Origin of the sequence: Xanthomonas sp. NCPPB 1068, from assembly GCF_041479385.2 — a bacterium.
GTDB classification, from domain to species: domain Bacteria; phylum Pseudomonadota; class Gammaproteobacteria; order Xanthomonadales; family Xanthomonadaceae; genus Xanthomonas; species Xanthomonas cannabis.
Genome location: NZ_CM192986.1, coordinates 573,342 through 594,207 on the forward strand (window position 1 = coordinate 573,342; position 20,866 = coordinate 594,207).

Consider the following 20,866-nt stretch of genomic DNA (forward strand, 5'->3'; position numbering starts at 1 on the left):
CTCATGTTCGGAAACAAATCCAACCGTGGTGCGCAGACCGTGGTCGACACCTTGATCGGCCCGCAGGTGGTGATCCGCGGCGATGTGCTGTTCAGCGGTGGCCTGTACGTGGAAGGCCGCATCCTGGGCAAGGTGATCGCCGAGGACGGCGCCAGCGCCACCTTGACGGTGGCCGATCAGGGCAGCATCGAGGGCGAGGTGCGCGCACCGGTGGTGATCATCAACGGCCAGCTGACCGGCGATGTGCATGCGGCCGAGCGGGTCGAACTGGCTGCCAATGCGCGCGTGCAGGGCAATGTGCATTACCAGGTGGTGGAAATGAGCGCCGGTGCGCAGCTCACCGGGCGCCTGATCCATGCGGCCGCCGCCGCGGGCGTGACCGCCGCATTGCCGGCCCCGGACACGAGCCGCGCCGAGCCGGCCAAGGCCTTGCAGGCCGAAACCGCCGAGGCCTGAGCCGGTGGGCGGCTGAAGCGCGGCGCGCTGGCTGTCGGGAGCGGCTTGAAGTAAGGCCGCCCGACCCCCATGCTTGGGCCATGAGTACGCTCGTTTCGCTTCCCACCGCCGCCCCGGCGCCGGACTACCAGTCCATCGACCGGCCGCTGAACTTTTCCGGAGCCGCCGCCGCCAAGGTGCGCGAGCTGATCCAGGAAGAAGGCAATGCCGACCTGGCCTTGCGCGTGTATATCGAAGGCGGCGGGTGTTCCGGCTTCCAGTACGGGTTCGAGTTCGACGAGAACCGTGCCGAAGACGATCTGGCCGTGGCCACCGATGGCGTGACGCTGCTGGTCGATCCGCTGAGCCTGCAGTACCTGATGGGCGCCGAGGTGGATTACACCGAAAGCCTGACCGGCGCGCAGTTCGTGATCCGCAACCCGAATGCCAAGACCACCTGCGGGTGCGGTAGCAGCTTCAGCGTCTGACGCCGGCTGGCCGGAAACGTCCGCTGCAAGGACGGCGCGCGATGCGTCAGGGCACCGCCATGGACCTGCGGCGCCGGCGTGGTCAGATACGCCATGCGGGTTCGTCTATATCGAGTCACACGCTGGCATGAACCATCCGTCGATTTGCCGGTGGCTCACGCCGTGGCTGTAGCGCGCACGTCATGGCGATGAGGCCGCGCACCTGCTGCGCGGACCCGCGGCCTGGTGCGGTGGTCACCGTCTGAACGCGCGCCGCGAGATGGCCGGCGACCGTGCGCTGCATGGTTGCGGGTGTCGCCGATTATCGGCAGGCTTGCGCCGATGTCAGAGTCCACTTTTCCGTTGTCCGGTTTTGCCTTCAGCCACGCGCCGCTCGACCGCGGCGATGCGCTGCGTGACGATCCTGCCGCACTGGCGCAGCTGTGGCTGCAGGGCCGCGTGCTGTTGATCGATGCCAAGGGCACTGCCCTGGCCGATGCACAGGGGCAGCCGCTGGTGCTGCAGGGCGCGGCGCTTGCCGATGGTCCGGAGGCGGCGATCTTCCTGGGCCTGCGCGGGGAGGAGGGCTGGTTCTGCCTGTCGGCCGATCCGCTCGACCTGAAGGCGCCGCAGCGGGTGGATCTGCGCCAGGCGGCGGCCGAGTGGCCGGCGGAGATCGCCACCGCAGTGGCGTATGCGCGGGCAATGCTGCATTGGCAGTCGCGCACGCGTTTTTGCGGTGTGTGCGGCGGGGCGATCGTGTTCCGCCGCGCCGGCTTCATCGCACACTGCACGCAGTGCCAGACCGAGCACTATCCACGCGTGGACCCGGCGATCATCGTGGCGGTCAGCGACGGTGCGCGCCTGCTGCTGGGCCGCCAGGCCAGCTGGGCGCCGCGCCGTTATTCGGTGATCGCCGGCTTCGTCGAGCCGGGCGAATCGCTGGAGCAGACCGTGGCGCGCGAGGTGCATGAAGAAACCCGCGTGCGGATCCGGCACTGCAGTTACCAGGGTGCGCAGCCCTGGCCGTTTCCCGGCGCGCTGATGCTGGGCTTCAGCGCCCATGCCGACGCCAGCGAAGTGCCGCAGGTGACCGGCGAACTGGAAGATGCACGCTGGGTCGGCCATGCCGAGATCGGCGCCGCGCTGGCCGGGCAGGGCGGCGAGGAGGGCATCGGCCTGCCGCCGGCCATCTCGATCGCCCGTGCGCTGATCGAGCACTGGTATCGCACCCATGGTTGAGTGCATCGGCGGCGCGCGCACGCGTCGGGTGGGCGGCGCAGCCCATGGGTGCCTGGCACAGGTGGGTGGTACGTGGCCGCCCTGCCCGTTGCGCGGCGGTTGCGCCCGCTCGGCTAGACTCGGCTGAGGAGGGACACCCATGTTCACGACCCTGGTTGCCGTTGTCGTTGCACTCACGCTGGGCCATCTGGTGCCGGCGCAGGTCGCCAGGTTGCGACGGTTCGACTGGTTCGGCCATTGGCTACGCCGGCTGGACAGCCATGCCGCTGGCCGCGGCGCCTGGCAGGGCCGCTACGGCGTGCTGCTGGCGCTGCTGCCTGCGTTGTGTGTGGTCCTGCTGCTGCAATGGCTGCTGGACGATGTATGGCACGGCTTTCTGTCGCTGGTGTTCGGGGTGGCGGTGCTGGCCTGGACCTGGGGCCCGCGCGATCTGGATCGCGATGTGGAAGCGGTGATCGATGCCGACGAGCCCGGCGCGCGACGCGAGGCCATTTCGCACCTGCAGGCGGCCGGTGGCAGCGTGCACGAAGACGCGCCGTCGCTGGTGGAGGCGGTGGTGATCAACGGACTGCGTCGCTGGTTTGCGGTGCTGCTGTGGTTTCTGCTGCTGGGGCCATTCGGCGCGGTGCTGTACCGGCTGACCGCACTGGCGGTGGAAAGCCCGCTGTCGGTGTTGCTGCCGCCACGCAATCTGGCTGGCGCGCGCTGGCTGCTGGCGGCGCTGGAATGGCCGGTGGCGCAGTTGATCACCGTGTCGATGGCATTGGTGGGCAACTTCGACACCGTGTTTCGCGCATGGCGCGAGGCGCATGGCAATCGCTGGACGTTGGAGCCGCATTTTCTGGGTGCGGTGGCGCGTGCCAGTGTGAGCGCCGAGCTACGCGAGGAAGCGCACGACTACACCGACTCGGGCCTGGTACCGGTATGGCGCCGCCTGCCGGAAGTGCGCGATGCGATGAGCCTGGTCTGGCGCGTGCTGCTGCTGTGGATGGTGGTGCTGGCGTTGCTGGTGATTGCCGGGTGGGTGCGGTAACGCCGTGCCCGATGAGAGGCGGTCAACCAGCTGCGGCATCGCTGGTGGAAAGCGCAAGGGCATCGCCATCGCCATCGACGTCACCAAGAGCCGGCTTCCATCGTCGAACTGGATGACGACTTTGCCAGGTGGTGACCTCTGGCAGTCTTCCTGGCTAATCGCTCGATAGCGTGCCTGGATTCTTGCCCCGAGACCGCAGAGTTGATTCTGACGACCTAACCCGGCGCCAGCAGCGTAAACGGGTACCACGGCAGATTTCTTGCGACCCAATAGATCGGCAAGGCCCATAACCAGAACTTCGGTTCGGACATCACGGCCACCACCGGGGCGAACCAGCGCGCGCGCCAGCCGGCTTTCCAGGCGATCAGGCCGGGCAGGGTGAACAGGCCGAGCACGGCGGCCGGATTCATTGCGAAGGCGCCGGGGAGATCGAAATGCACCAGCGCATGGAGTGCGCGGGTCATGCCGCAACCGGGGCAGTAGCAGCCGGTGACGGCGCGGAACACGCAGGGCGGGAACGGGCTGTTGCTCGCGTTCGGGTCGAAGCGATACAGCAGCGACACGCCAAAGGCGGCCACGCTGGTGGCCGCCCCCAGTCCAAGCCAATGGCGTGGACGCAGCTGCATTACTGCATGTGCTGCAACTGCTGCATGTAGTCCATGTAGCCCTGCATGCCGCCGGTGGCGACCATGCCGATGTTGATCAGCAGGCCGATGACGGCCAGCACGCTGGTCACGATGCACCAGGTCTTGGCGGTGTTGGAAGCGCGACGCGCGCCGTCGATGTCGCCCTGGTTGAGCAGGCCGTTGACCTTGCTGGAAAACACGATCGCCACGATGCCGGAGATCAGAGCCGGGCAGCACAGGCAGAAGCCGAGCACGGTGGACACGATCGCCCAGATCAGGTGATTGGGCACTGGGCCGGGTGCTGCGCTGGACGAGGGATGGATCGGCGGTGGGATGGCACTCATGGTGAAGCTCCTTGGGTGGTAAACAACAGCGAACTGATGGGTGAGTGGGGTGTGTTATCCGGTGACGAGTGCATCGGCATGCCTATCGCTGCCGGCACGACGGCCAGCCGCTGGAATGCGCGACGCCCGCCGATCACGGCAGACGCCTCAGGCGCGATGGTGTTGAGCACAACGACTTCCCCCGGTGCGGCCTGTCGCGCTCGCTTGGCGAACGCGGCGGCAAAGCGTGCAGTGGCGCACAGGCTACTCGCGGTGCGCGACGGACGCAAAGCCCGCGCCCGCCGGACTCAGGCGCGGTCCTCACGCAATGCGCGCACCTGCTGTTCGAGCGATGCGGCGCTGGCCTGATCGCCGGCCACGGCGGGGCCGGCCACCACGTCGATCCGGGCGCGCATCCGGCGCGGCACGCGCATGCGGCCCAGGCGGGTGTCGCGGCGGCTCCACATGCTCGACCACATGCCGCGCAGCGCCAGCGCAATCACCGGCACGCTGCGGCGCGCCAGGATTTTTTCGACGCCGGATTTGAACGGGGCGATCTCGCCGTCCTTGGTCAACGCGCCTTCCGGGAAGATGCATACCAGTTCGCCATCGGCCAATGCCGCATCGATGCGGTCGAAGGCCTGCTGCATCAAGGCGGGGTCTTCGCGCGCGCCGGCGATCGGGATGGCCTTGGCGGTGCGGAAGATCCAGCGCATCACCGGGATGCGGAAGATCTTGTAGTACATGACAAAGCGCACCGGGCGCGGAATCACCGCCGACAGGATCAGCGCGTCCATGTAGCTGACGTGGTTGCACACCAGCAACGCGGCGCCGTCGTCGGGAACGTGCGCTTCGATGTCGCGCGCACGCAGGCGGTACAACACGCTCACCAGCACCCAGCTGAGGAAGCGCATCAGGAACTCAGGCACCAGGGTGAAGATCCACAGCGCCACCAGCGTATTGGCGATGGCCAGCGCCAGGAACACCTGCGGAATGCTCAGGCCGGGCAACGGAAGACGCACGCCGAACAGCACCACCTGCGGCAGCTGCAATGCGATACCGATGACGGCCGCGGCCACGATGAACAGCGAGTTCTGGATGTTGAGCCCGGCGATCACGCGCGACAGCTCGGCCTTGGGCGTGCGGCTCTGGATCAGCGCAAACAGCGGCACCACGAACAGGCCGGTGAACAGGCCGATGCCGACCAGATCGACGATCAGCCGCACGCTGCCGGGCTGCTGCACGAACTGGCCGATCGACAGCCCGATGACCGGCGCTGCACCGGGACGGGCGAAATACAGATCCAGCAGGAAGGCGCTGATGCCGAACGCGCCCAGCGGCACCAGACCGATCTCCACGGTGCGCCCGGACAGCCGTTCGCACAGCAGCGAACCGACGCCGGTGCCGATCGAAAACAACGCCAGCGCAAACACGTACAGGTCTTGCTGGCCGCCGAGATTGAGCTGCGCGTAGGTGGGCAACTGCGCGGTGAGCACGGTGCCGACGAACCAGAACCACGACACGCCCAGCACCGAGTTGCGCACCGCCGGCGTGCGCCGGGTCAGGCGCATGATGGCGCGCGATTCGGGTATGGGGTTCCAGTTGATGGTCAGCTCGGGCGCACCGGCGTCGACCTTGGGCACCAGCCGCGCCACCAGGTTGCCGGTGACGGCGATTGCGATCACCGCGGTGGCCGCCGCCTCCGGGCCATGGCTGCCGGCAATCTGGAAGATCAGCCCGCCGAAGATCATGCCGCACAGGATCGAGATGGAGGTGCCCATCTCGACCAGGCCATTGCCGCCGGTGAGTTCCTCCGGCTTGAGCACCGAGGGCAGGATCGAATATTTCACCGGCCCGAACAGGGTGGACTGCAGGCCGGTGCAGAACAGCGCAATCAGCAGGATCACCATGTTCTCGGTGATGAAGCCCACCGCGGCCAGCGACATGATGGCGATCTCCATCGTGGTGGTGATCACGATGAGCTTCTGTTTTTCCAGTTTTTCGGCGATCTGGCCGGCCAGCGCGGAGAACAGGAAGTACGGCAGGATGAACAGTGCCGGCGCCAGATTGGTGTAGAGCGTGCGCTGCGCGGCATCGATGCCGAGATAGAACAACAGGCCGATGATGGACTGCCGGTAGACGTTGTCGTTGAACGCGCCCAGCGCCTGGACAGCGAAGAACGGCAAGAAGCGGCGCTGCCTGAGCAGGGCGAACTGACTGTGACCGGACATGCAGTTTCCTTTGCGAACGCGCGCAGCCTAGCAGGCTTCCACGGCGCGCTGGTGGATGCCGCCTCGCTCAGCGCGCTGCACGTGCTGCTGGCGTGCGGGGCGCGCGTTGGGCGCGCAGCAAGGCGACGAAGGCGCGCGCGGCCGGGGTGGGGTCGGGCCGCCACACGGCGTAGGTGAGAAAGCGGAAACGCTCCTTGAGTGCGACCGTGACCACGCCGCGCATGGCGCCGGCCATGGTGTGCGGCACGATGCCCACGCCCAGGTTGGCGGCGACCAGTTCGCGCACCAGATCGGCATGGGTGACCTCGTACTGCTGGCGCTGCCGCAGGCCGGCCTGCGCGAAGGCGGCATCGATGATGCCGCGCACGCCGGCACCGGGAATCAGCCCGGCCATCGGTTCGTCGTCGAGCTCGGCCAGCGCCACCCGTTTGCGCGCGGCAAAGCGGTGGCCGGGGGCCACGATCAAGGCCAGCGCCTCTTCATGCAGCAGCAGGCGCTGCGCCGGCACCGCGACCTGCGGGCCAACGCCGACCAGGGCCACATCCAGGCGGCCTTCACCCAGATCGAGCAGCAAGGCCTCGCTCATGGCGGTGCGCAGGTGCACGTCCACCCGCGCGTGCGCACTGCGGAACTGATGCAGCAACGCCGGCAGCTGCACGGTGGTGAGCGAGGAAATCTGCCCCAGCGTGAGCCGCCCGCGCACCGTGCCCAGCGCCTGGGCCATTTCCTCGTGCAGGCGCTCGGCCGCGCGCAGGGTTTCGCGGGCGTTGTGCAGAAAGACTTCGCCGGCGGCGGTGGGCCGCACATGGCGGGTGCCGCGTTCGAACAGGCGTGCGCCGAAGGTCTCTTCGATCTTGGCGACCTGGTGGCTGAGCGCCGATTGCACGGTGTTGCAGCGGCGCGCGGCCGCGGTGAAGCCGCCTTCTTCGGCCACGGCCACGGCAAATTCCAGTTGGCGCAAGGTCAGCATGCAATCTCGAAACGCGATGGACACGGTGAAAACAATACATTGGAAAGATGCATCGCCGCTGCCCACACTGCGCCCATCCTTTCGCCAGGCACACGCCATGACCCCCGAGCCGACCTCCCACCCGCCCTTGCCGCGCCGCCTGGTGCTGCTGATGGCCGCCGCCACCGGTCTGGCGGTGGCGAGCAACTACTACGCCCAGCCCTTGCTGGAAACACTGGCGCAGGCGTTCGGAATCCAGGTGCGCAGCGCCGGTGCGGTGGTGACCGCCGCGCAGCTGGCCTACGCGGCCGGCTTGCTGTTGCTGGTGCCGCTGGGCGACCGGCTGGAGCGGCGCAGCCTGATCGTGGGCCTGTTCGTGCTGAGTGCGCTGGGCCTGCTGGTGAGCGCCAGTTCGCACAGTTTTGCGATATTGCTGGTGGGCACGATCGTGACCGGCGCCAGCTCGGTGGCGGCGCAGATCCTGGTGCCGTTCGCTGCCACCCTGGCCGCACCGCACGAGCGCGGCCGGGTGATCGGCACGGTGATGAGCGGGCTGCTGCTGGGCATCCTGCTGGCGCGTACCGCGGCCGGCGTGCTGGCCGGTGTGGGTGGATGGCACACGGTGTACTGGATCGCGTCCGGGTTGCTGCTGGTCACCGCCTGGCTGCTGTGGCGTGGGCTGCCGCGGCATCCCGGCAATGCGCAATTGTCCTATCCGCAGTTGGTGGGCTCGGTGCTGACGCTGCTGCGCGACGATGCGGTGCTGCGCTCGCGTTCGGTGCTGGGCGGGTTGATCTTTGCCGGCTTCAGCATGTTCTGGACCACGCTGGCGTTTCTGTTGTCCGGGCCGAGCTATGGCTACGGCACCGCGGTGATCGGGTTGTTCGGCCTGATCGGTGCGGCCGGTGCGCTGGCCGCCAATCGCTCCGGGCATTGGTCCGATCACGGCCATGGCGACCGCGTGAGCTGGGGCGGGCTGGTGATGTTGCTGCTGTCGTGGGGTTTGCTGGCGTTTGCGCCGCAGTCGATCGTGCTGCTGATCGTGGGCGTGTTGCTGCTGGATATCGCGGTGCAGGGCGTGCATATCGCCAACCAGAGCGTGATTTATCAGCGCAACCCCACCGCGCGTAATCGCATCACCTCGGCCTACATCACCTGCTATTTCATCGGCGGTGCGGTGGGCTCGACGTTGGGCACGGCCGCGTATGCGCAGGCCGGCTGGATGGGGGTGGTGATCGGTGGCGCGGTGCTTGCTGCAGCGGCGCTGGGTTGGGTGGGGCTGAGCGTGGCGCGCAGGCAGTGGAAGTAGGCGTGGCTGATGAGGCGACGACGTGGCAATTGCACGAATGTGGCAGTTGCGCGGCATTGCATGGCTCGGTGTCGCCTTGCACAGGGACGCTGCGTTGGCTGCACGACGGCCACCGCACCTGTGGGCAACACGCCGCTAAGCCTTGTTGATGGCCAGACGCGCGGTGTTCTCTGCCGGCGCGGTGGTCACCGCCAGCGCCGCAGCGCGCAGTTTGGGCAATAAGCGCAGCGTCAACGCCAGCTGGTCGCGCACCAGGCGCTGTTTGGGTGGCAATTGCACGGCGTGGTGTTCCAATGCGTCGGCGGTGGCGAGTTCTTCGCTTTCGTCGTGCACCGGCAGCGGATGGCGTTCGCGCAAGGCGGTGGCGATCTCGCCTAGCGCGCGCTGCAGGTAGTCGCCTGCCTGCGCGATGGCGGGATCGTGTTCGCCCTCCAGCGCGGCGCGGTGCGCGCCCAGTGCGGAGAGATAGCCGAGCAAGGTGTTGGACAACGCCAGGAAGCGGAAACCCGCGTCCAGATTGCGCCGGTAGCGGCCCGGTTCGCGCAGCATGTTGGACAGCGCAACCGACAACGCGGCATCGGCGTTGTGCATGTCGCGGCGTGCGATGCGGTAGGGCAGATCGTCGCGCATGCCGCTGGCGTACTGCTCCAGCACCTGGGTGAGATAGCGCGCGCAACTGGCCAGCACCGTGGCCATCACCTGGTTGAGGCGGCGGCCCTGCCAGTCCGGCAGGATCAGGAACGAGGCCGCCGCGGCAATCGCGCAGCCGATCAGGGTGTCGATCAGGCGCGGCCAGATCAGCACGAAACCATCGCCGAGCAGGTTGAAGCAGAACAGCGCCATCACCGTGATGCCGGCGGTGGCGAGCATGTAGCGATCGGTGCGGGTGACGAAGAAGATCAGCGCAGCGGCCAGGGCCAGCAGCAACTGCACTTCGGTGCCCGGGAACAGCTGCATCAGCGCCCAGGTGGCGACCAGGCCGATCAGGGTGCCGGCGATGCGTTGCACCAGCCGCAGGCGGGTGGCGCCGTAGTTGGGGCGGCACACGAACGCGGTGGTGAGCAGGATCCAGTAGCCGTTGTCGGCATGGATGGACTGCATCACCGCGTAGCCCACCACCAGCGCGATGGCCATGCGCAGGCCGTGGCGGAACAGCACCGAGCCGGGCGTGAGCTGTTGGCCGAGCCGGGCGGCCATCTCGCGCAGGGTATGCGGCGAGGAATCGCGCAGGCGGGTGTCGAGGTTGTCGCTGGTGGAATCGAATTGCGCCGCTTCGGACAACTTGCGCTCGATGGTCTGCAGATTGGTGACCAGCAGTTCCAGCGCGCCGAGCAGGCGCGCCAGCGCCGGGTCGGCGCGCGCATGCAGGTAATCCAGCGACTGGCGCAGGTCTTCGGTGGCCAGGCGGCTGTTGTCGCCGTAGTCGAACGGTTGGCGCAGCCGGATCGCCTCGCCCAGCGCGGCGCAGGCCTTGCCCTGCAGCGCGAGCAGGCGCTGGCAGCGGTACAGCACATCGCTGTGGAAGAACGCGTCGGTCAGCGCTTCATACGGGTAGTGCGAGGAGCTGGCGCGCTCGTGGAATTCCTGCGCCATGTAATACAGCCGGAAATACAGGCCCGATTGCACGCCCGGCCGCCCCGAGCGGCCGAAGCGGCTCATGATCGCGGTCTTGGCGGCGTTGAGTGCGCCCACCACCCTGGCATTCTGTTCGGCCAGCGCCAGCCGGCGCGCGTGCAGGTCGCTCTGGCGCACCGGTTCGAACAGATCGGCCTTGAGCCTGAGGTAGCGGCCCAGTTCGAAGAACAGCCGCGACAGCCGCTCGCGCACCGGGCGATTGGCAAACAGGATCGTCCACAGGATCGACAGCACGCCGTACCAGGTGGCGCCGATCATCAGCAGCGCTGCGCCATGCCAGGCAATACGCGGATCGTGGCTGCCGTGCTGGTCCATGCCGATCATGGCGTAGATCGACAAGGCCACCGTGGCCTGCGCGATGGACGCGTAGCGCTCGCCCAGCGCGCCCAGCAGGGTGAGCGAAAAGGTCGCCAGGGCCATGCCGATCACGAACGCCAGTGGATACGGGAACAGCAGCGTCACTGCAGCCGCGGCGGCGGCAAAACACAGCAACGACAGCAGCACCGATTTGATACGGCCCAGCCAGTTGTCGTCGGTCTCGGCGATGGCGCTGGCGATGGCGCCCAGGAACAGCGCCGGCACCGCGGTGAGTTGATGCCAGTGCCAGCACACGCCCATCGCCACCGCCAGCGCGATGAACACGCGCAGGCCGTAGCTGGCCTTTTCATGGGCCCACAGGCGGCTGAGGCGGGTTTCGAAGGTAGTGGCGGCCACGGTCTCGGCAAGGGCAGGCGTGACCGGCATTATTGCCGCACGCGCACGCTGCCGGTGTGGACAGGCGCTAGTCCTTTGTCAGTAGCCGGCATGGGTGCGGACTGGAGCGACATGCGATTGCACCGCAGCCCCGCTGCACGACCGCTTACCGCGCTTGGTGACCTTGCAACCTGTTGAACACTGCCTTCTCGACGACCACAAGCGAGCTGTTGCTCTATTCGGCCGACAACCAGCGGATGTCCGTGCTTGCCCCCATCCGCCCTTCGGGCACCTTCCCCCGCCGGCGGGGGAAGGACGCTGCTCAGCCCTGCGCGTCGCGCTCGCGGGCGATCGCGCGCCAGCCGATGTCGCTACGCTGGAAGGCATTGGGCCAGTGGATCGGCTGCAGGCCGGCGTAGGCGTTGCGCTGCGCTTCCAGCACGCTGTCGCCCAGCGCCGCAACGCACAGCACGCGGCCACCGGCGCTGATCACCTGGCCATTGGCGTTCAACGTGGTGCCGGCATGGAAGACCTTGGCGGTGGCCGGCACTGCGTCCAGACCGGTGATGACGTCGCCGGTGACCGGGGTTTCGGGGTACGGCCTGGCGGCGATGACCACACCCAGCGACGGGCGCGGGTCCCACTGCGCCTGCGCGCTGTCGAGCGTGCCGTCGATGGCCGCGTCGAGCAGATCGACCAGATCCGACTGCAGGCGCAGCATCACCGGCTGGGTTTCCGGGTCGCCGAAGCGCACGTTGAATTCGATCACCTTGGGCGCGCCATGCGCATCGATCATCAGCCCGGCATACAGGAATCCGGTAAACGGCACGCCGTCGGCGATCATGCCCTGCACGGTCGGCTCGACCACTTCGCGCATCACCCGCGCATGCACCTCGGGTGTGACCACCGGGGCTGGCGAGTAGGCGCCCATGCCGCCGGTGTTGGGGCCGGTGTCGCCGTCGCCCACACGCTTGTGGTCCTGGCTGGTGGCCATCGGCAAGGCGTGTGTGCCATCGACCATGGAGATGAAGCTGGCTTCTTCGCCATCGAGAAATTCCTCGATCACCACGCGCGCGCCGGCATCGCCGAACGCATTGCCCGAGAGCATGTCGCGCACCGCGTCTTCGGCTTCGGCCAAGGTCATCGCCACGATCACGCCCTTGCCGGCCGCCAGGCCATCGGCCTTGACCACGATCGGTGCGCCTTTTTCGCGCACGTATGCCAGTGCGGCGTCCACGTCGGTGTGCACGGCGTAATACGCGGTGGGAATGCCATGGCGCGCAAGAAAATCCTTGGCGAAGGCCTTGCTGCCTTCCAGCTGCGCGGCCTTGGCGGTGGGCCCGAAGATGCGCAACCCGGCGGCGTGGAAGCGGTCCACCACGCCCAGCACCAGCGGCACTTCCGGGCCGACCACGGTGAGCGCGACATCCTCGCGCTGCGCCAGCGCGAGCAGGCCGTCCAGGTCGTCGACCTTGATCGCGACATTGCGGCATTTGGCTTCCGTGGCAGTGCCGGCATTGCCGGGTGCCACCAGCACCTCGCTCACGCGCGCGGACTGCGCGATCTTCCAGGCCAGGGCATGTTCGCGGCCGCCGGAGCCGATGACGAGGATTTTCATGGAGGTACCGGGAATGGGGAATGGGGATTAGGGAATGGGAACAGCAAAGTCCCTGGTTCTGCGGGCCGTACGATGTGGAGTGGCATAGGGAACCGCTCTCACGATTCCCGATTCCCCACTCCCCATTCCCGGCACGTCAGTGCCGGAAGTGGCGCACGCCGGTGAACACCATTGCGATGCCGTGTTCGTCGGCGGCGGCGATCACTTCGCCATCGCGCATCGAGCCGCCGGGCTGGATCACTGCCTTGATGCCGGCGGCAGCGGCGGCATCGATGCCGTCACGGAACGGGAAGAACGCGTCCGAGGCCATCACCGAGCCGGCAACGGTGAGCTTGGCTTCTTCGGCCTTGAGCGCGGCGATCTTGGCGCTGACCACGCGGCTCATCTGCCCGGCGCCCACGCCAATGGTGCGGCTGTCCTTGGCATACACGATCGCGTTGGACTTGACGTACTTGGCCACGCGCCAGGCGAACAACAGATCGCCCAGTTCCGCCTCGCTGGGCGCGCGTTGGGTGACCACGCTCAATTCGCCCAGCGACATGCCGCGGTTGTCGGCCGACTGCATCAGCAGGCCCGAGCCGATGCGCTTGGTGTCGTAATTGTTCAAGCCGTTGCCATGCGGAATCTTGAGCACGCGCACATTGGCTTTCTTGGTGGCGTATTCCAGCGCGCCGGCCTCGTAGTCGGGCGCGATCAGCACCTCGACGAACTGGCGATCCAGAATGGCCTTCGCCGTCGCGGCATCCAGGGTCTTGTTGAAGGCCAGGATGCCGCCGAACGCGCTGGTGGGGTCGGTGGCGTAGGCCAGTTCGTAGGCATCGCCACAGGCCACGCCCACCGCCACGCCGCAGGGGTTGGCGTGCTTGACGATCACGCAGGCCGGTGCATCGAACTGCCGCACGCATTCCCACGCCGCATCGGCATCGGCCAGGTTGTTGTAGCTGAGTTCCTTGCCCTGCAACTGCTGGAAGGTGGCCAGCGTGCCCGGCACCGGGTACAGGTCGCGGTAGAACGCGCCGGACTGGTGCGGGTTCTCGCCGTAGCGCAGGTCCATCACCTTGACGAAGTTGGAATTGATCTGCGCCGGGAACGGGCTGCGCGTGGGCACGCTCTCTGCGCTGTCGGCCACCGCCGACAGATAGTTGCTGATTGCCGCGTCGTACTGCGCCACGCGGTTGAACGCGGCCACCGACAGCGCAAAGCGCTTGGCGGCCGAGAGCTGGCCATCGTTGGCCTCCAGCTCTGCCAGCAGGTCGGCGTACTGCGCCGGGTCGGTGGCCACCGCCACGCGCGCGAAGTTCTTGGCCGCGCTGCGCAGCATCGCCGGGCCGCCGATGTCGATGTTTTCCACCGCATCGGCCAGCGTGCAGTCGGCCTTGGCGGTGACCGACTCGAACGGATACAGGTTCAGCACCAGCAGGTCGATCGGCACGATGCCGTGTTCTGCCATCACTGCTTCATCGATGCCGGCACGCCCGAGCAGGCCGCCGTGCACCAGCGGGTGCAGCGTCTTGACCCGGCCGTCCATCATTTCCGGGAACCCGGTGAGATCGGCCACGTCGGTGACTGGCAGGCCTGCCTCGCGGATCGCCTTGGCGGTGCCGCCGGTGGACAGCAGCGCGACGTTGCGCGCTGCCAGCGCGCGGGCCAGATCGATCAGGCCGGTCTTGTCGGAAACGGAGAGCAGGGCCCGGCGCACGGGCAGCAAATCAGTGGCCATCGGTGGGGGATGTCGTTGCGGAGCAGCCGATATTGTAGGCTGCGCCAGCGCTCGAATGGACTCAACACCCCGTATGGCCTCGATCTATGCTTTGAAAGGACGCTTCCAGGCGTTGCTGCGGCCGATGGTGGGCGCGCTGTACCGCGGCGGCATCACCGCCAACCAGGTGACGCTGGGCGCGGCGGCGGTGTCGTTGCTGGTGGCAGCGGTGGTCTACCGTGCCGGCGCCGGCTGGCCGCTGCTGTATCTGTTGCTGCCGGTGTGGATGCTGCTGCGCATGGGGCTCAACGCCATCGACGGCATGCTGGCGCGCGAGTTCGGCCAGCAGTCGCGCCTGGGTGCCTACCTCAACGAACTGTGCGATGTGGTGGCCGACGCGGCGTTGTACTTGAGCCTGCTTGGCGTGCCCGGGGTGGGTGCGCATTGGCTATGGCTGTTCGCATTGCTGGCCGCCCTGACCGAATACGCCGGCGTGCTCGGCCTGATGGTCGGCGCCAGCCGCCGCTACGACGGGCCGATGGGCAAGAGCGACCGCGCCTTCGTCATCGGTGTGGTCGGCGTTGGGCTGGCATGCGGGCTGCTGGGTGGGCGCGGCGTCGGCTGGGTCGCCATCGCGCTGAGTCTGGCCTGCATCGCCACGGTGTGGCGACGGGTGCGCGCTGGGCTGGCGGAGGCGCCGGCCGGCTAAGCGCACTGCCTGCGCGCCGCAGTGCGCATGCGGTGTCCGCTGCGCTCTTTCACTTTCTTCTTTCAGGATGATCCGATGCGTGATGTCGTCGAGCGCGAGTTCGCCAGTTTCGATGGTGTGCAGTTGTTCTATCGGCACTGGCCGGCCCCGGTGGCAGGTGGCGCGCCCAAGGCGGTGGTGCTGCTGCATCGCGGGCATGAGCACTCCGGCCGTGTGATGCATCTGGCCGAGGAACTGGACCTGCCCGACGCGCAGTTTTTCGCCTGGGATGCGCGCGGCAATGGCCGCTCGCCCGGCGCGCGTGGCGATGCGCCGGGCTTCGAGGCGCTGGTGCGCGATCTGGACAGCTTCATCGCGCACATTGGCACCACCCACGGCATCGCGGTGCAGGACATTGCGGTGGTGGCCCAAAGCGTGGGCGCGGTGGTGGCCGCCACCTGGGTGCACGACTATGCCCCGCCACTGCGCGCGCTGGTGCTGGCCTCGCCGGCGTTCAAGGTGAAGTTGTACGTGCCGTTCGCACGCGCCGGGCTGGCGCTGATGCATGCGCTGCGCGGCAACTTCTTCGTCAACAGCTACGTCAAGCCGCAGTGGCTCACCCACGATGCGCAGCGCGTGGAGAGCTATCGCACTGATCCGCTGATCACCCGCCCGATTTCGGTGCGCGTGTTGCTGGGCCTGTATGCGGCGGCCGCGCGCGTGGTGGACGATGCGCAGGCGATCACCGTGCCAACCCAGTTACTGGTCTCCGGCTCGGATTTCGTGGTGCATCGCGGCCCGCAGGACCGCTTCTACGAAAACCTGCGTTCGCCGATCAAGCAGCGGCATTGGTTGCCGGGCTTCTTCCACGACACCCTGGGCGAGCGCGATCGTGCGCTTGCGCTTGCGCCGATGCGCGCGTTCATCCAGGCGCGTTTCGCAGCACCGCCGGTGCGCGCGCAGTTGCGCGACGCGCACCGCAGCGGCCCCAGTTTCGAAGAGGCCGAGCGGCTGGCCTGGCCACCGCCGCGCAACAGCCTGCAGGACCTGCGCTGGCGCGGCGTGCGTGCCGGCCTGCGGCTGGGCGGCACGCTCTCCGAGGGCATCGCACTCGGCCTGCAGACCGGTTTCGACTCCGGCAGCACGCTGGACTACATCTACCGCAACCAGGCGCGTGGTCGTGGGCCGCTGGGCCGCATGATCGACCGCAATTATCTCAACGCGATCGGTTGGCGCGGCATCCGCATCCGCGGCGCGCATCTGGGTGAATTGCTGCGTGATGCCGCGACACGGTTGCGTGGTGCCGGCATGCCGGTGCGCGTGCTGGACGTTGCCGCAGGACACGGGCGTTACGTGCTCGACGCCTTGGGCAGCGGCGCGCAACGTGCCGATGCGATCGTGCTGCGCGATTTCAGCCCGCTCAACGTCACCCAGGGCACCGCACTGATCCAGGCGCTGGGCGCTGGCGAGATCGCCCGGTTCGAGCAAGGCGATGCCTTCGACCCGGCGGCGTTGGCGGCAGTGCAGCCGGCGCCGACGTTGGCGGTGGTGTCGGGCCTGTACGAGCTGTTTGCCGACAACGACCAGGTGGCGCGCTCGCTGGAAGGTCTTGCCGCCGCAGTGCAGCCGGGGGGCTACCTGCTCTACACCGGCCAGCCCTGGCATCCGCAGCTGGAATTCATTGCGCGCGCGCTCACCAGCCACCGCGATGGCGTGGCCTGGGTGATGCGTCGGCGGAGCCAGCAGGAAATGGATGGCCTGGTGGAAGCGGCGGGCTTTCGCAAGGTGGCGCAGCGCATCGATGCGTTCGGCATCTTCACCGTGTCGATGGCGCAGCGGATCCAGTCATGACGCACGGCGCACGCCCCACCGCTCGTGCCGCGCTGTGGCTGGCGTTGCTCGGACCGTTCTTTTTCCTCAGCTATGGCCTGGCCAACACGCTGGCCGGGCGGGCCACGCAGGTGCCATCGGTGGTGTTCGGCTGGGAACACGGCATGCCGTTCTGGCCATGGACCATCGTGCCGTATTGGTCGATCGACCTGTTCTACGCAGTGTCGTTCTTTGTCTGCCGCACGCGGCGCGAGCTGGACACGCACGCGTTGCGCCTGCTCAGCGCGCAGCTGCTGTGCGTGGCGTGTTTTTTGCTATGGCCGTTGCGCTACAGCTTCGTCCGGCCCGATACCGATGGCGTGTTCGGCTGGTTGTTTGCGGTGTTGCTGGGTTTCGACAAGCCCTTCAATCAAGCGCCATCGCTGCACATCGTGCTGCTGGGGGTGTTGTGGGTGCGCTATGCGCAGCATCTTTCCGGTGCGTGGCGCTGGCTGTTGCATGGCTGGTTTGCGCTGATCGGCGTGTCGGTGCTGACCACCTATCAACATCACTTCCTGGATATCCCCAGCGGCCTGGCGGCGGGTTGGCTGTGCGTGTGGCTGTGGCCGGAGCGCAGCGCTGCGCCGTTTGCGCAGGCACGGCTGACACGCGACGCGCACCGTTGGCGATTGGCCGCTGCGTATCTGGCCGGCGCGTTGGTCAGTGGCGCGCTTGCGCTGTGGAGTGGTGGCGCCGGGCTGTGGCTGCTGTGGATCACCCTGTCCTTGTCGCTGGTGGCCATGAATTACGCGCTGCTCGGCCCGCTCGGATTCCAGAAGCGCAGCGATGGGCGCTTGAGTCTTGCCGCGCGCTGGTTGTATGCGCCGTATCTGCTGGCGGCCTGGTGCAATTCGCGGCTATGGACACGGCGCGATCCAGTGCCGCGCCTGGTGGCCGATGACGTGTGGCTGGGGCGGATTCCGTTGCCCGGGCAACGCGGTGACATTGCCGCAGTCGTGGACGTGTCTGCAGAACTGTCGTTGTACGCCGCATGCGCGCAGGACCAGGTGGTGCCGATGCTGGATCTGGTGGCACCGTCGCCAGCGCAGTTGCGCGCGGCGGCGCAGGCGATCGAACAGGCGCGTGCGCATGGGCCGGTGCTGGTGTGTTGCGCCCTGGGGTATTCGCGCAGTGCGGCCAGCATCGCAACCTGGCTGATCCGCAGTGGGCGGGCTACCGGTGTGGACGCTGCCATCGCGCAACTACGTGCGGCGCGGCCGGCGATCGTGCTGCGTGCGCATCACCGTGCGGCCATTGCGGCAGCCTGCGCGGTGGACAGCCGCGATGCAGTCACCGGGCAGGTGCCCGCATGAGCGCGACCATGACACTTGCCAGCATGCATGCGGTGTTGCGCCAGGGCGCTGCACTGGACCGGTGTTCGCTGCTGCTGTTGGCTGCCGTGATCGTGCTGCTTGGCATCACCGATGCACCCGCCTCGATCCAGCTGTGCTACGCGCTCAGTGTGGCTGCCGGCTTCTTGCAGCGCGTGTGGGCATTCCGGGTCGGCCTGGATGCGGACCTGCTGGAGGCCGTGCTGCAGCAGATCTCCATCGACAACAGCGACGAGCATCGCGCCGCGCAACAGCTCGATCAGGAGTTGCAGACGATCGGCCTGCTGCGCACGGTGCCGGCGCCACGCGACTGGCTGGCGCGCTGGGCCGGCATGCGCCGTCTGCTGTTGAGGCAAGTGGGTAGCGTGGTTGTGCAGGTGCTGGCCCTGTGCGCCGCACTGATCGGCAAGGCACTGCTGTGAGCGGGGCGCACGCGGCACAGGCTCTCACCGCGCCGCTGGCACGTTTGCAACGGTTGCTACCGGCCACCGCTCAAGCCAGCGCATTGCGCGGATGGGGCCATGCCCTGCGCGCAGCGTGGCATGCGCCGGGTGCCTCGGCATCGACACCGGCGATCTCGCACGCCGCTGCAGCACCGATCGTGAAGTTAGCGCTGCGCACACCCGTGCGCGCATGGGAGTGGACATGATTGCCCGTTTGATCGCGCGTGCCTGCAGCGGCGCCATTCGTACCCTGACCGGCGCGCGTGCGCTGTGGCGTGGGTGTGCGCCCTCCAACGAACGCCGCGTGTATTACGGCAATCACGCAAGCCACGGCGATTTCGTGCTGATCTGGTCGTCGCTGCCGGCCAGCCTGCGGCATACCGTGCGTCCGGTAGCCGCTGCCGATTACTGGCAGCGCACTGCACTGCGTCGCTACCTGATCCATGCGGTGTTCAACGGTGTGTTGATCGAGCGCGATGCCGCGCAGCGCACCCGCGACCCGATCCAATGCCTGTGCGATGCAGTGGACGCCGGCGATTCGTTGATCCTGTTTCCCGAAGGCACCCGCAACCCGGACGAAGGCGTACTGCCGTTCAAGAGCGGGCTGTATCACCTGGCGCGGCAACGCCCGGAACTGGAGTTCGTGCCGGTGTGGATCGACAACCTCAAGCGCGTGATGCCCAAGGGCAAGTGGCTGCCGTTGCCGCTGTTGTGCACCACCACCTTCGGGGCGCCGCTGCGGCTGGGCGCCGATGAGGACAAGGATGCGTTTCTGGCACGCGCACGCGTGGCGCTGCTGGCGTTGTCGCCGGAGCAACTGGAGGCGCGCGCATGAATCCTTATGTGTTCAGCGGGCAGCTGCAGCAGTCCTCGATGCATCAGCAGACGCTGTGGTTGTTCAGCGGCATTGCGCTGGTACTGGTGATTGCCACGCTGATTTCCGAGACGCTGCGCTGGCGTGCGCGCGAACGCCCGAGTGCGGTGCTGGACAACCTGGTCGCACGCATCCGCGCGTGGTGGGTGATGGCGGCGGTGGTCGGCATTGCGTTCGTATTCGGCCGCGCCGGCGTCATCGGGCTGTTCGCGCTGGTGTCGTTGTTTGCGCTGCGCGAGTTCATCACCCTGACCCCCACGCGGCGCGGCGATTACTACGCGCTGCTGGCCGCGTTCTACATCGTGCTGCCGTGGCAATACGGGCTGGTGTGGACCGGCTGGTACGGCATGTACACGTTGCTGATCCCGGTGTACGCGTTCCTGGTGCTACCGATCCTGGCCACCATCGGTGGCGATACCACCGGCTATCTGGAACGCACGGCCAAGGTGCAGTGGGGGCTGATGATCTGCGTGTTCTGCATCTCGCACGTGCCCGCGTTGTTGAACCTGGACATTCCCGGGTACGCCGGACGCAATCTGCTGCTGATCGCGTTCCTGGTCATCGTGGTGCAATCGTCGGACGTGCTGCAGTACGTCTGGGGCAAGCTGGCCGGCCGCCATCTGATCGCGCCGAAGCTGTCGCCGTCCAAGACGGTGGAAGGCTTCATCGGCGGCGTGCTGTCGGCCAGCCTGCTCGGCATGGCGCTGTGGTGGATCACCCCGTTTGCGCCGTGGCACGCGTTTGGGCTGGCGCTGGTGGCCAACCTGATGGGCTTTTTCGGCGGGCTGGTGATGTCGGCGATCAAGCGCGATCGCGGTATCAAGGACTGGGGCCACATGATCGAAGGCCACGGTGGCGTGCTCGATCGCCTGGACTCGGTGTGCTTCGCCGCGCCGGTGTTCTTCCATCTGATCCGCTACGGGTGGGCGTAAGGCCGCAGCCCACCATCGCGTACGTCGCCCATCAGCGATGCCGCGTCGCGCTTACGATTCCCGATTCCGCAATCCCGATTCCCGGCTTAGGTCAGCCCGTACTCTTTCAACTTCTTGCGCAACGTGGCCCGGTGAATGCCCAGCATCGCCGCGGCGCGGCTCTGGTTGCCTTCGCAGTGGTTGAGCACTTCGACGAACAACGGGATTTCCATTTCGCGCAGCACGATCTCGTATACATCGTCCGCGTCGCTGCCATCCAGGTCGCGCAGATAACGGCGCACGGACTGCGCCACGTGTTCGCGCAGGGGCGACTTGGGGGCGCCACGACTGGTGTCAGGACGGGAGGAGGCTGCGTTCAAAGGAAGTTCCCAGTGTCACGAAGCCGGGACGCGTGGCCGGCGAGGGGGAGTGAGTCTAGCGCGTGACCTCACCGCTCGCCACGCCCATGTGCGCGACGAGTGCGGGTCGC

19 protein-coding genes are annotated in these 20,866 nt (G+C 67.4%); 11 read left to right on the forward strand and 8 right to left on the reverse strand.

All coding sequences use genetic code 11. The features are described 5' to 3' along the window. The first annotated feature begins 3 nt into the window (after positions 1 to 3). From ACCQ12_RS02510 to ACCQ12_RS02525, 4 genes are all read left to right on the forward strand, one after another. Positions 4 to 456, forward strand: coding sequence for a bactofilin family protein (locus tag ACCQ12_RS02510; RefSeq protein WP_372382851.1), 453 nt, complete (start codon positions 4 to 6; stop codon positions 454 to 456). A gap of 80 nt (positions 457 to 536) precedes the next feature. Continuing rightward, positions 537 to 923: an iron-sulfur cluster insertion protein ErpA gene (erpA, locus tag ACCQ12_RS02515; protein ID WP_039408059.1), complete on the forward strand. Its 387-nt coding sequence runs from the start codon at positions 537 to 539 to the stop codon at positions 921 to 923. Positions 924 to 1,244: 321 nt separating this feature from the next. Continuing rightward, positions 1,245 to 2,144 (forward strand): NAD(+) diphosphatase, encoded by a 900-nt coding sequence (gene nudC / locus ACCQ12_RS02520; RefSeq protein ID WP_228335117.1) that lies wholly within the window; start codon positions 1,245 to 1,247, stop codon positions 2,142 to 2,144. Between the two features lie 139 nt (positions 2,145 to 2,283). Then, positions 2,284 to 3,177, forward strand: coding sequence for a cobalamin biosynthesis protein (locus ACCQ12_RS02525; protein ID WP_039408063.1), 894 nt, complete (start codon positions 2,284 to 2,286; stop codon positions 3,175 to 3,177). Between the two features lie 215 nt (positions 3,178 to 3,392). On the opposite strand, the gene ACCQ12_RS02530 is transcribed toward ACCQ12_RS02525, so the two are convergent. From ACCQ12_RS02530 to ACCQ12_RS02545, 4 genes are all read right to left on the reverse strand, one after another. Continuing rightward, positions 3,393 to 3,803 (reverse strand): DUF2752 domain-containing protein, encoded by a 411-nt coding sequence (locus ACCQ12_RS02530; protein ID WP_104579281.1) that lies wholly within the window; start codon positions 3,801 to 3,803, stop codon positions 3,393 to 3,395. After that, positions 3,803 to 4,147 (reverse strand): CD225/dispanin family protein, encoded by a 345-nt coding sequence (locus ACCQ12_RS02535; RefSeq protein ID WP_006450995.1) that lies wholly within the window; start codon positions 4,145 to 4,147, stop codon positions 3,803 to 3,805. The genes ACCQ12_RS02530 and ACCQ12_RS02535 overlap by 1 nt, the downstream gene beginning before the upstream one ends. Before the next feature lie 287 nt (positions 4,148 to 4,434). Continuing rightward, complete coding sequence (locus ACCQ12_RS02540) at positions 4,435 to 6,357, reverse strand: MFS transporter (protein ID WP_372382852.1); 1,923 nt, start codon at positions 6,355 to 6,357, stop codon at positions 4,435 to 4,437. A 67-nt stretch (positions 6,358 to 6,424) separates the two neighbouring features. After that, entirely contained in the window at positions 6,425 to 7,327 is a 903-nt protein-coding gene (locus ACCQ12_RS02545; protein WP_104579278.1) for a LysR family transcriptional regulator, read from the reverse strand. Positions 7,328 to 7,424: 97 nt separating this feature from the next. Between ACCQ12_RS02545 and ACCQ12_RS02550 the strand changes: the two genes are divergently transcribed. Then, positions 7,425 to 8,615 carry an MFS transporter gene (locus ACCQ12_RS02550; RefSeq protein ID WP_166749689.1) on the forward strand — a complete coding sequence of 397 codons (1,191 nt, stop codon included), beginning with the start codon at positions 7,425 to 7,427 and terminating at the stop codon, positions 8,613 to 8,615. Between the two features lie 135 nt (positions 8,616 to 8,750). Here the strand turns inward: ACCQ12_RS02550 and yccS are convergent, their stop codons facing one another. From yccS to purH, 3 genes are all read right to left on the reverse strand, one after another. Next, positions 8,751 to 10,964: a YccS family putative transporter gene (gene yccS, locus ACCQ12_RS02555; RefSeq protein WP_184441235.1), complete on the reverse strand. Its 2,214-nt coding sequence runs from the start codon at positions 10,962 to 10,964 to the stop codon at positions 8,751 to 8,753. A gap of 301 nt (positions 10,965 to 11,265) precedes the next feature. Continuing rightward, positions 11,266 to 12,561, reverse strand: a complete 1,296-nt coding sequence (purD, locus tag ACCQ12_RS02560; RefSeq protein WP_166751784.1) for a phosphoribosylamine--glycine ligase — start codon at positions 12,559 to 12,561, stop codon at positions 11,266 to 11,268. A gap of 136 nt (positions 12,562 to 12,697) precedes the next feature. Then, entirely contained in the window at positions 12,698 to 14,281 is a 1,584-nt protein-coding gene (gene purH, locus ACCQ12_RS02565; protein WP_372382853.1) for a bifunctional phosphoribosylaminoimidazolecarboxamide formyltransferase/IMP cyclohydrolase, read from the reverse strand. A 73-nt stretch (positions 14,282 to 14,354) separates the two neighbouring features. On the opposite strand from purH, the gene ACCQ12_RS02570 reads away from it, so the two are divergent. The 6 genes from ACCQ12_RS02570 to ACCQ12_RS02595 all read left to right on the forward strand — a co-directional run bounded on the left by ACCQ12_RS02570 (position 14,355) and on the right by ACCQ12_RS02595 (position 20,397). Continuing rightward, positions 14,355 to 14,969, forward strand: a complete 615-nt coding sequence (locus ACCQ12_RS02570) for a CDP-alcohol phosphatidyltransferase family protein (protein ID WP_372382854.1) — start codon at positions 14,355 to 14,357, stop codon at positions 14,967 to 14,969. A 75-nt stretch (positions 14,970 to 15,044) separates the two neighbouring features. Further along, positions 15,045 to 16,799, forward strand: coding sequence for a bifunctional alpha/beta hydrolase/class I SAM-dependent methyltransferase (locus ACCQ12_RS02575; RefSeq protein ID WP_372382855.1), 1,755 nt, complete (start codon positions 15,045 to 15,047; stop codon positions 16,797 to 16,799). Then, positions 16,796 to 18,130, forward strand: a complete 1,335-nt coding sequence (locus ACCQ12_RS02580; RefSeq protein WP_372382856.1) for a phosphatase PAP2/dual specificity phosphatase family protein — start codon at positions 16,796 to 16,798, stop codon at positions 18,128 to 18,130. Before ACCQ12_RS02575 ends, ACCQ12_RS02580 begins: the two co-directional genes overlap by 4 nt. Beyond that, complete coding sequence (locus ACCQ12_RS02585) at positions 18,127 to 18,570, forward strand: hypothetical protein (protein ID WP_372382857.1); 444 nt, start codon at positions 18,127 to 18,129, stop codon at positions 18,568 to 18,570. Before ACCQ12_RS02580 ends, ACCQ12_RS02585 begins: the two co-directional genes overlap by 4 nt. A gap of 223 nt (positions 18,571 to 18,793) precedes the next feature. Further along, positions 18,794 to 19,426, forward strand: coding sequence for a lysophospholipid acyltransferase family protein (locus ACCQ12_RS02590; RefSeq protein WP_047693385.1), 633 nt, complete (start codon positions 18,794 to 18,796; stop codon positions 19,424 to 19,426). Then, positions 19,423 to 20,397 (forward strand): phosphatidate cytidylyltransferase, encoded by a 975-nt coding sequence (locus tag ACCQ12_RS02595; RefSeq protein WP_047693384.1) that lies wholly within the window; start codon positions 19,423 to 19,425, stop codon positions 20,395 to 20,397. Before ACCQ12_RS02590 ends, ACCQ12_RS02595 begins: the two co-directional genes overlap by 4 nt. Positions 20,398 to 20,483: 86 nt before the next feature. Here the strand turns inward: ACCQ12_RS02595 and fis are convergent, their stop codons facing one another. Continuing rightward, positions 20,484 to 20,756, reverse strand: coding sequence for a DNA-binding transcriptional regulator Fis (gene fis, locus ACCQ12_RS02600; protein WP_047693382.1), 273 nt, complete (start codon positions 20,754 to 20,756; stop codon positions 20,484 to 20,486). Positions 20,757 to 20,866 lie beyond the last annotated feature (110 nt).